A 9,153-nucleotide genomic window follows, 5' to 3' on the forward strand; every position below is an offset into this window, starting at 1 on the left:
GGTGCCGGCCAGCGGCCGGCACTACCGTGACGATCGTCAGAGGTCGCGGTACTGGATCTGCGAAGCCAGTACGCGCAGGCCATCGGCATTGCTGGACAGGATGCGCTCTTCGCCGATGCCTTTCTGCCGTTTCAGCTGGAAGCCCTGGTCTGCAGGCAGCTGTGCGGCGATGGCGTCCATGCGTTGCATGGCATCGGGGCCGCTGCAGTCGAAGTGGCCCCAGTAGGCGCCATCGCGGTGGATCTGCAATCGGTAGTTCATCGCGGTAGCTCCGGCAGGTCCTGCAGCCAATGGTCGAACATCGCGGTGGCGGCCGCGGCCAGTGGCGCGCCATAGCGACGCGCCTGCGTGCGCAGGTCGTTCGGATCGATGCCGGCCTGCGCCAGTTCCAGGGTGTGACCGATCAGCCAGCGCTCGAACTGGCGCGCGTCCAGCTCCGGATGGCATTGCAGTGCCAACGCATGGTTACCGATAGCAAAGGCCTGGTGGCGGCAGGCCGGCGTGCTGGCCAGGCGGCGTGCACCCGTTGGGAGTTCGAACGCCTCGCCATGCCAATGCAGTACCGGAATGCCCTGCAGGGCCTGCAGTGGCGAGCGCTGACCGTCATCGGTGAGCAGCAGTGGCGCAAAGCCGATCTCCTTGCCACCACTGGCGGCGACGTCGGCACCGAGTGCACGCGCCATCAGCTGCGCGCCCAGGCAGATGCCCAGCGTGGGCCGCTGCTGCTGCAAACGCCCTTGCAACAGCGCGATGCTATCGTTGAGGAACGGGTAAACATCAACATCGTTGACGCTGATCGGGCCACCCAGCACCACCAGCAGGTCAGCCGCTTCGGCCGGATCGAGTGCATCTACACCCGCCTGCAGCACCTGCAGCTGCCAGCTCTGGGCCAGCAGCAACGGTTGCAGGGTGCCAAGGTCCTCGAAGGCAACGTGTTGCAGGACAACCGCGTGCTTCATGCCGGGGCTCCATTGCTGGGCCAGTAGAAACTGTCCGGGGTGGCGCGTGCGCCGAAGATGGCCTGGCCGACACGGACCACGGTGGCGCCTTCCTCGATGGCCACTTCGAAGTCGCCGGACATGCCCATCGACAGCTGCGACAGGTCGATGCCGGGTGGGGCGGTACGCTGCAGCTGGTCGCGCAGTTCGCGCAGGCGCACGAAGCACGCGCGCACACGTTCGACTTCGGGAGTGAAGATGGCCAGAGTCATCAGGCCACGCACGCGTAGCCGGTCGAAGACTGGCAGCTGCTGCACGAATGCCTCGACGGCAGCGGGTTCCAGTCCGTACTTGCTGGGTTCGGCGGAGGTGTTGACCTGCACGAAAACATCCAGCGTGCGGTCTTCCAGCTGCAGGCGCTGCTGCAGCGCTTCGGCCACGCGCAGGCTGTCAAGCGCCTGGAACTCGCTGGCGAAGCGCGCCACGTAGCGCGCCTTGTTGGTCTGCAGATGCCCGATCACCGACCAGTGCACGCCCAGATCGGCCATCGTCTCGGCCTTGCGTTGCGCCTCCTGCACCTTGTTCTCGCCCAGCTCGCGGCAACCGGCGGCCACCGCCATGCGGATGCGGGCGTCATCGACGGTCTTGCTGACCGGCAGCAGGCGCACGCTGGCCGGGTCCCGGCCGACGCGGGCACACGCATCGGCGATGCGTTGGCGCACCGTGCCCAGGTTGGCGGCGATCTGTTCAACAGACTGGGCGACGGGCCAGTCGGCGGCGGCAAGGGGCATGCGGGCACCTCCAATGCAGGGCGGCCAGGGTGGGATACACTGGCACAGGACAAGAATTATTTTGGCATAGGACAAAATGAAAATCACCGGGCATAGCGCCGAGTCGATCTTCGACAGCATCCGCGATGGCATCGGCAAAGGCCGTCTGCCGGCCGGCAGCGTGCTGCCGCCGGTTCGCGATCTGGCCGATCAGCTGGGGGTCAATCGCAACACCGTGGCCGCCGCCTACAAGCGATTGGACGCGGCCGGCCTGGCCAGCACCGCAGGCCGGCGCGGCACGGTGGTGCGTGGCCTGCCGCCGATGCTGGCGCGCGAGGGCAGTACGCCGGGGTTGGCGCTGCAGGACCTGGCCGGTGGCAATCCGGATCCGCGCCTGTTGCCCAGCCTGCGCCTGGCCGCGGCGGCACCGCGGTTGTATGGCGTGGGCACGGTCGACCCGAGGTTGCAGGCGTTGGCACGCGCCTCGCTGGATGCGGATTGCCCCGAGAGGTACGCGCTGGAGCTGACCCATGGCGCGGTCGATGGCATCGAGCGCCTGTTGGCGGCATGGCTGCTGCCGGGCGATCGCATCGCGGTGGAGGATCCATGCTTCCTCGGTAGCCTCAATGTGCTCAATGCCGTCGGCCATGCGCCGTTGCCGGTGACGATGGATGCGCATGGCATGCAGGTCGAATCGCTGCGACAGGCGCTGGAGGCCGGTGCACGCGCGGTGCTGTTGACCCCACGGGCGCACAATCCGACCGGGGCCAGCCTGGATGCGAAGCGGGCACGGGCGTTGCGCCAGCTGCTGGCGGCCTATCCGCAGGTGGCGGTGCTGATCGATGACCACTACGCACTGCTCTCGCAGCAGGCCTACCACTCGGTACTGCCGCTGGATGGCCGGCGCTGGGCGCTGCTGCGTTCGCTGTCCAAGCCGCTCGGCCCCGACCTGCGCCTGGCCTGGCTGGCCTGTGATGACGAGACCGCGATGCGGTTGCGGTTGCGGTTGGCGTCCGGCATCGGTTGGGTCAGTCATCTGCTGCAGGATGCCGCCACTTCGGTGCTGGCATCGGCGCCGCAGCGGGCAAAGATCGCCTCGGCAGGCGAGCGGTACCAGCAGCGCCTGCAGTCGCTACAGGAACTGCTGCGCGTGCGTGGCGTGCCGACGCCGTTGCCGATGGAGGGATTGAACCTGTGGCTGCCGTTGCCGGCCGACAGCCATCCACAGGTACTGGCGCTGGCTGCGCGCGGATGGCATGTGCGTGCTGGCGAAGTGTTTGCGGTGGCTGCACCAGCGCATGGCCTGCGCATCACCTGCGCGGCGCTGGGGGCGGCGCAGCTGCGGCAGCTGGCCGATGACCTGGCGGCGGTGTGTGGGGTATAGCGCCCAGCCATGCTCGACGCTGGAAGCAGATCAGGGCGCGGCGTTGGCGTTGGGGCGCACGTAGTAGGACTGGCCACTGTCATCGACGAACATCAGCTCCGGCTTGCCCTGCCAGGACGTGAGCATGGCGCCGGTATTGTTCTGGTGCTTGACCATCAGGCTGGCGCCACGGTCCGGGTTGGCGACGACCTTGAAGACTTCGGTGGTGCCGGTGGCATCGTCCAGAGTGAGCAGGGCTTCGCCCCCGCGGTCGCTGGTGCCATAACCGCCGCGCTCGGAACCGTCGGGGCCAAGCAGGATCAGGCCGGACAGCGCGGTTGCACGCGGTCCCTGGGTGCGGCCCCTGCTGAGGGGGTCCGGCACCGGCGCACCGAGGATCAGCCGTGGTTGGCCAGTGCCATCGTGGATGACCAGGCCGCGCGCTTCGATGATCCGCTCAGGCGATTGGCTGCGATGCAGGCTCCAGGCGGTCCAGCCGGAAACGAGCAGGGCAAGGGTCGAGACCACCAGGGTGGTCAGCAGCAGCACACGGGGCATCGGGTCGTCCTTCCTTGGATAGGCCGACGATAGCGGATGCCAGCGGGCAAAGGCCAGTTCGTTGTGTGACGATCTGTATCGTCAGTGGAAATCGCGGCTGTGGCTGCGCAGTCCCTGCAGCAGCTCATCCAGGCAGTGCATGCGCTGCACGATGACATGCTGCACGCCATCAACTCGCTCCAGGCGGCCATCGATCTGCATCAGCTGGGTGTCGACCAGCACCCGGTGCTGGCGGTCGGCCAGGTGGCGCCAGACCACGGCGTTGACCATCCCGGTCTCGTCTTCAAGGGTGAGGAAGGTAACGCCACTGGCGGTCTGCGGGCGCTGGCGCATGCGCACCAGTCCGGCGATGCGCACGCGGCGGCCATGGCCGTGCCCGGCCAGCTGCGCGGCATCCAGGCAGCCGCGGCTGCGCAGCTGCGCGCGCAGGAACGAGATCGGGTGGCGGCCGAGGGTGGTGCCGGTGCTGCGGTAGTCGGCCTGCATGTCCTCCCAGGCGCTGGGCAGTGGCAGGGGCACGCGGGCTTCGGCAGTGGCACGGGCCTGGTCGAACAGCGGCAGCCGGTTCTCTACGCCCGAGATATCCCAGCGTGCACGATGGCGATGGCCACTGAGCCCGCGCAGTGCGCCGGCATCGGCCAGCAGGCCCTGCTGGCGGCGGTCCAGCGCGGTGCGCTGGCACAGGTCGCCGACGTCGTCGAACGGGCGCCGCACGCGCTCGCGCATGATGGCCTGCACGGCATCTTCGTTGCAGCCGTCGATCAGACGCAGGCCCAGACGGATCGCCGCCGGCCCCCTGCTGAAGTCCAGCGTGCAGTCCCAGTCGCTGTGGCGTACGTCCACGGGAAGAACGGTAATGCCATGCCGCCGCGCGTCCTGCAGCAGCTGGTCAGGGCTGTAGAAACCCAGCGGCTGGCTGTTGATCAGGCTGGCAGTGAACGCGGCGGGATGATGGCACTTCAGCCAGCAGCTGGCATAGGTCAGCAGGGCGAAGCTGGCGGCATGACTTTCCGGGAAACCGTAATCGCCGAATCCCTTGATCTGCTCGAACAGGTGCTCGCCGTATTCGCGGCTGAAGTTGTTTCTCAGCATGCCGGCCAGCAGTTTCTCGCGATGTGGTTCCAGCCCACCGCGGCGCTTCCAGGCCGCCATCGAACGGCGCAGGGCATCGGCCTCGCCCGGGGTGTAGCCGGCCGCATCCACCGCCAGCTGCATCACCTGCTCCTGGAACAATGGCACGCCCAGCGTACGCGCGAACACGCGTTCCAGCTGCGGTGGGTAGAGCGGGTTGTCCGGGTCGTTCAACGCGTCCGGGCCTTGTTCGCGCAGGATCCGGCGCCGCTCCAGGTAGGGATGCACCATGTCGCCCTGGATCGGGCCGGGACGCACGATCGCCACTTCGATCACCAGATCGTAGAAGTTGCGTGGCTGCATGCGCGGCAGCATCGCCATCTGTGCGCGCGACTCGATCTGGAACACGCCGATGGTGTCGGCGGCGCTGATCATGTCGTAGGTGGGGGTGTCTTCGTCGGGGATCGCATCCATGCGCCCGCTGTGCAGGTCATGCTGTTTCAGCATCGCCAGGCATTTGCGGATGGCCGTGAGCATGCCCAATGCCAGGCAGTCGACCTTCATCAGGCCGGTGGCATCCAGGTCATCCTTGTCCCACTGGATGACGGTGCGGTCGGCCATCGCCGCGTTCTCCACCGGTACCAGGGTCGACAGTGGATGCTCGGAAATCACGAAACCGCCCGGGTGCTGCGACAGGTGGCGCGGAAAATCGATCAGCTCTGCGGTGAGTGCCAGCAGGCGCCGCATCAACGGCGTGTCCGGATCGAAGCCACGCTCGCGCAGGGTTTCCGGCAGCGGGATGTTGCCGCCCCAGTGGTCCATCGCCGCGCCCAGTTCGTTGACCTGGTCCATCGGCAGGCCCAGCGCGCGGGCCACGTCGCGGATCGCGCTGCGGCCACGGTAGCTGATCGCCACCGCGGTCAGTGCGGCGCGCTCGCGGCCGTAGCGTTTGAACACGTACTGCAGCACCTCCTCGCGCCGCTCGTGCTCGAAGTCGATGTCGATATCCGGTGGTTCGTCGCGCTCGGCGGAGATGAAGCGCTCGAACAGCAGGTTGCTGCGTGCTGGGTCGATCTCGGTCACGCCCAGCACGAAGCACACCGCTGAGTTGGCCGCTGAGCCACGGCCCTGGCAGAGGATGTCCTGGCTGCGCGCAAAGCGCACGATGTCCTGCACGGTGAGGAAGTAGGAGGCGTAGTTCTTCTGCTTGATCAGCGCCAGTTCGTGCTCGATCTGCGTGCGTTGCTTCGCTTCGATGCCGCCTTTCCAGCGCCACTGGATGCCGCGCTCGACCAGCACGCGCAGCCAGCTGTCCGGATCGTGTCCTTCGGGCACCAGCTCGCGCGGATAGGTGTACTGCAGCTGTTCCAGGGTGAAGTGGCAGCGCTCGGCGATGCGCAGGGTTTCAGCCAGCAGTTCGGGCGGATACAGCTGGACCAGCGCGGTACGCGGGCGCAGGTGGCGCTCGCCATTGGGAAACAGGCGCCAGCCGGCCTCGGCCACGCTGCAGCGGTGGCGGATCGCGGTCAGCGTATCCTGCAGGGCGCGGCGGCGTCGCACGTGCATGTGCACGTCGCCACTGGCGACCAGGGGCAGGCGGTGGCGTTCGCCGAAGGCCTGCAGCTGCTGCAGGCGGCGTGCGTCATCGTGTTCGCGGTGCAGTTCCACCGCCAGCCACAGCCGATCATTGAAGCCGGTGCGCAGCAGTTCCAGGTCGGTAGCGGCCGGTTGCCGGTCCAGCCATAGACAAAGCAGGCCGTTGGGCAGGCCGAGCAGGTCCTCGCGCAGGCAGAGGTACTCGCCCTTGGCAGCCCGCCGCCGGCAGGTCGTGATCAACTGGCAGAGCCCGGCATAGGCGGCCTGGTCGGTGCACAGCAGGGCCAGCTTCGGCCCGTCCTCGACCTGGAATTCGGCACCGACGATCAGCGCCACGCCATGCGCCTTCGCCGCTTGCCAGGCACGCACGATGCCGGCCAGCGAGCATTCGTCGGTGATCGCCAACGCGCGGTAGCCCTGGCCAGCGGCGCGCGCGAACAACTCTTCGGCGATCGAAGCACCGCGCTGGAAACTGAAGGCCGACAGGCAGTGCAGTTCGGCGTAGCCGGGCAGTTCGCTGCGCATGGCGGCTCAGCCGAACCAGCCGTGCAGCATCCACGGCGCATGCGGATCGTTGCGCGCGCGGAAGGCCCAGCCGCGCTGGCCATGCGCGGTTTCCACCACGTAGTAGTCGCGGCGCGCGTCAGCCTGGTCCCACCAGCCCGATTCGATCCGCTCCGGCCCGGCGATGATGCGCAGGCGCGGGTCACGCAGCGGCTGTGGGGTGTCCAGCAGCCAACCGGGGCGCAGTGGCCAGTATGCCGGCGGCCTGGCCGCTGGCTGGATGCCGCTGGCGCGTTCGGGGCGATGGTCGGCCTGCACCGCCAGCGGCTGCACGGCGTCATCGCCCAGCCGCGCGCGCAGGCGCTCGCGCAGCTGGTTCCAGGGCATCGCCTGTGCCGGCCGGGTGTCGAACAGGTCACGCGCGGCCGGCACGAACGGTGGCAGCTGTTCGGCCTGCAGGCGCAGTGCGCGGCTGCCGGCGGGCAGGGCGAACGCTTCCATGCGGTTGCGCGCGATCTCGAACAGCAACGCGGGATCGCGTTCGGGCGCCAACAGGCCGATGGTCAGCACGCTGGCCGGCAACAGGTCATGCTCGAAATGCAGGTCGAAGCGCTGCACGCCGCCATCGCGCGAACACAGGAACGCGGCCAGGTCGAGCAGCAGGCGGCGCAGCGGGAACAGCAGGGCCTGGCTGGATTCGATCTCGTATTCGAATTCGATGCGCGCATCGAAACGGTCCGGTGGCTGGTAGTAGCGCAATGGCGCGGTGGGCAGCCCGCGCAATGCATCCAGCTGCTGCAGGACCTCGGGGGCGAAGCGCCGGGCCAGGCTGTCGCGCGGCAGCTTGAGCACCGCGCCCAACGTGCGCAGGCCGGAACGGCCAAGCACCGTCACCGCCTCGCTGGGCAGGCCGCAGCGCGCCAGGGGCAGCTGCGCCAGCGCCGCCGGCAGCTGCTGCGCATCAAGGCCGAGGCCATCGTGGACGTTGGCCAGCACGCGCGCGGCATGTGGGGTAGGCGCGGCCACCAGGCGGTGGCGGAAGCCGAGTTCGTGCAGTTCGTTGCGCAGGCGCTGCTGGATCGTCAGCCAGTCACCGAACAGGGCGCGGCTGGCACCGATTTCCAGCACCAGCGCATGCGGAAAATCGAGGCTGACCTGCGAGCTGTAGGCATAGGCCCAGCTGGCCAGCAGCTGCCGGGTGTGCTGTTCGGCATTGGGGTCGTAGTCGTGCAGGTGCATGTCCTGCACCAGTACCTGTGCAGCCGACAGCAGCATGCCCGGGCGCAGCCCTGCTGCACGTGCCGACGGGCTGACCGCGCGCAGCACGCGTCGCTGCGCCGGCCCCTGCAGCAGCACCAAGGGCCGCTGCGGTTCGGGCTGCAGGCGCAGCACGCTGTCCAGCGCCAACTGCGGCAACAACAGGCAGGCCCAGTGCATGGCGCGTCCTCAGTGGGCGATGGCCAGCGGCAACGGTTGTGCCGGCGGCAGGCCGCCACGGCACTTCAGCACCCGCACCTGGCCGTGGTCGAGCTGCAGGCGCAGGCTGGCCGGGGAGGGATTGCGCGCGGCCTGCGCCTCGCGGAACACGAAGCCCAGGCACTGGCCGCTGTCGGCGGCCACCTGCAGGCGGCGCAGGGCGCGGTCGTCGGCTTGATGCGGCCAGCACAGTACCGCCGCGCAGGCCGCAGAGCGCAGGCACTGTTCGGCGGCCCACAGTGCCTGCTTCGGCGCGGCCTGGATGATCTGCAACTGGCCCAGGTCCAGCCCGGCGGCGGCCCAGGCCGGGGCATGCGGACGGTAGGGCGGAGCGACCAGGACGATCGGGCGGTCGCGCTGGCTCAGCTTGGCCAGTGCCGGCCATACCAGCGCCAGTTCGCCAACGCCGGGCGCCGCCTGCAGTACCTCGCACAGTCCGCTGGCCGGCCAGCCGCCGCCGGGCAGGCGTGCATCCAGTGCCGGGTGGCCGCTGGCCAGATGGTCGCTGGCTGGGCCCTGGCGGGCCGGGCCGCGCCACAGCTGGCGCCCGTCCAGCAGCCGGTCGAGGGCGACGACGGCACCCATCAGTCAGCCCTCCAAGGGAGGCGCCGGGTGGGCTGGAAGCGGCAGGAACGGGCGGAAACGGCGGGCATGGCGCGAGTATCGACGAGCCGGTATCAGGGGCTGAGACCAGACATGCTACTCGCGTTGTAAGTAGAATTACTAATGAAATCGGAGGGCCGGGTTTCAGGTTGCTGAAGGGGTAAAGCATCCACGCATGGCGTGGATCTACTGGAGAGCCACGGCAAATCCATGCCGCAGCCTGGTAGATCCACGCCATGCGTGGATAGCGGTAAAGCGCGGTGCCGACCAAGGT

8 protein-coding genes are annotated in these 9,153 nt (G+C 68.5%); 1 reads left to right on the forward strand and 7 read right to left on the reverse strand.

Annotation, left to right across the window (positions count from 1 at the left end; translation table 11 throughout):
• Nucleotides 1-36: 36 nt before the first annotated feature.
• The 3 genes from ABGA94_RS02545 to ABGA94_RS02555 are packed head-to-tail and all read right to left on the reverse strand — an operon-like array spanning nucleotide 37 to nucleotide 1,729.
• Nucleotides 37-261: a hypothetical protein gene (locus tag ABGA94_RS02545; RefSeq protein ID WP_005417095.1), complete on the reverse strand. Its 225-nt coding sequence runs from the start codon at nucleotides 259-261 to the stop codon at nucleotides 37-39.
• Nucleotides 258-959: a glutamine amidotransferase gene (locus ABGA94_RS02550; RefSeq protein ID WP_053499654.1), complete on the reverse strand. Its 702-nt coding sequence runs from the start codon at nucleotides 957-959 to the stop codon at nucleotides 258-260. Before ABGA94_RS02550 ends, ABGA94_RS02545 begins: the two co-directional genes overlap by 4 nt.
• Nucleotides 956-1,729 (reverse strand): YggS family pyridoxal phosphate-dependent enzyme, encoded by a 774-nt coding sequence (locus ABGA94_RS02555; protein WP_053499652.1) that lies wholly within the window; start codon nucleotides 1,727-1,729, stop codon nucleotides 956-958. Before ABGA94_RS02555 ends, ABGA94_RS02550 begins: the two co-directional genes overlap by 4 nt.
• Before the next feature lie 76 nt (nucleotides 1,730-1,805).
• Here ABGA94_RS02555 and ptsJ point away from each other — a divergent pair, with 76 nt between their 5' ends.
• Nucleotides 1,806-3,092, forward strand: a complete 1,287-nt coding sequence (gene ptsJ, locus ABGA94_RS02560) for a transcriptional regulator PtsJ (RefSeq protein ID WP_005417090.1) — start codon at nucleotides 1,806-1,808, stop codon at nucleotides 3,090-3,092.
• 30 nt (nucleotides 3,093-3,122) lie between these two features.
• Here ptsJ and ABGA94_RS02565 read toward each other — a convergent pair whose 3' ends face one another.
• From ABGA94_RS02565 to imuA, 4 genes are all read right to left on the reverse strand, one after another.
• Nucleotides 3,123-3,629: a hypothetical protein gene (locus ABGA94_RS02565; protein ID WP_005417089.1), complete on the reverse strand. Its 507-nt coding sequence runs from the start codon at nucleotides 3,627-3,629 to the stop codon at nucleotides 3,123-3,125.
• An 81-nt stretch (nucleotides 3,630-3,710) separates the two neighbouring features.
• Nucleotides 3,711-6,821 carry an error-prone DNA polymerase gene (locus ABGA94_RS02570; protein ID WP_375366309.1) on the reverse strand — a complete coding sequence of 1,037 codons (3,111 nt, stop codon included), beginning with the start codon at nucleotides 6,819-6,821 and terminating at the stop codon, nucleotides 3,711-3,713.
• A gap of 6 nt (nucleotides 6,822-6,827) precedes the next feature.
• Nucleotides 6,828-8,237: a DNA polymerase Y family protein gene (locus tag ABGA94_RS02575; protein WP_069138256.1), complete on the reverse strand. Its 1,410-nt coding sequence runs from the start codon at nucleotides 8,235-8,237 to the stop codon at nucleotides 6,828-6,830.
• A 9-nt stretch (nucleotides 8,238-8,246) separates the two neighbouring features.
• On the reverse strand, nucleotides 8,247-8,861 hold the full coding sequence (gene imuA / locus ABGA94_RS02580) for a translesion DNA synthesis-associated protein ImuA (protein ID WP_375366310.1): 615 nt from the start codon (nucleotides 8,859-8,861) through the stop codon (nucleotides 8,247-8,249).
• Nucleotides 8,862-9,153 lie beyond the last annotated feature (292 nt).

This window comes from Stenotrophomonas sp. 3diitr2024, assembly GCF_042136455.1.
In the GTDB taxonomy this organism is placed as follows: domain Bacteria; phylum Pseudomonadota; class Gammaproteobacteria; order Xanthomonadales; family Xanthomonadaceae; genus Stenotrophomonas; species Stenotrophomonas sepilia.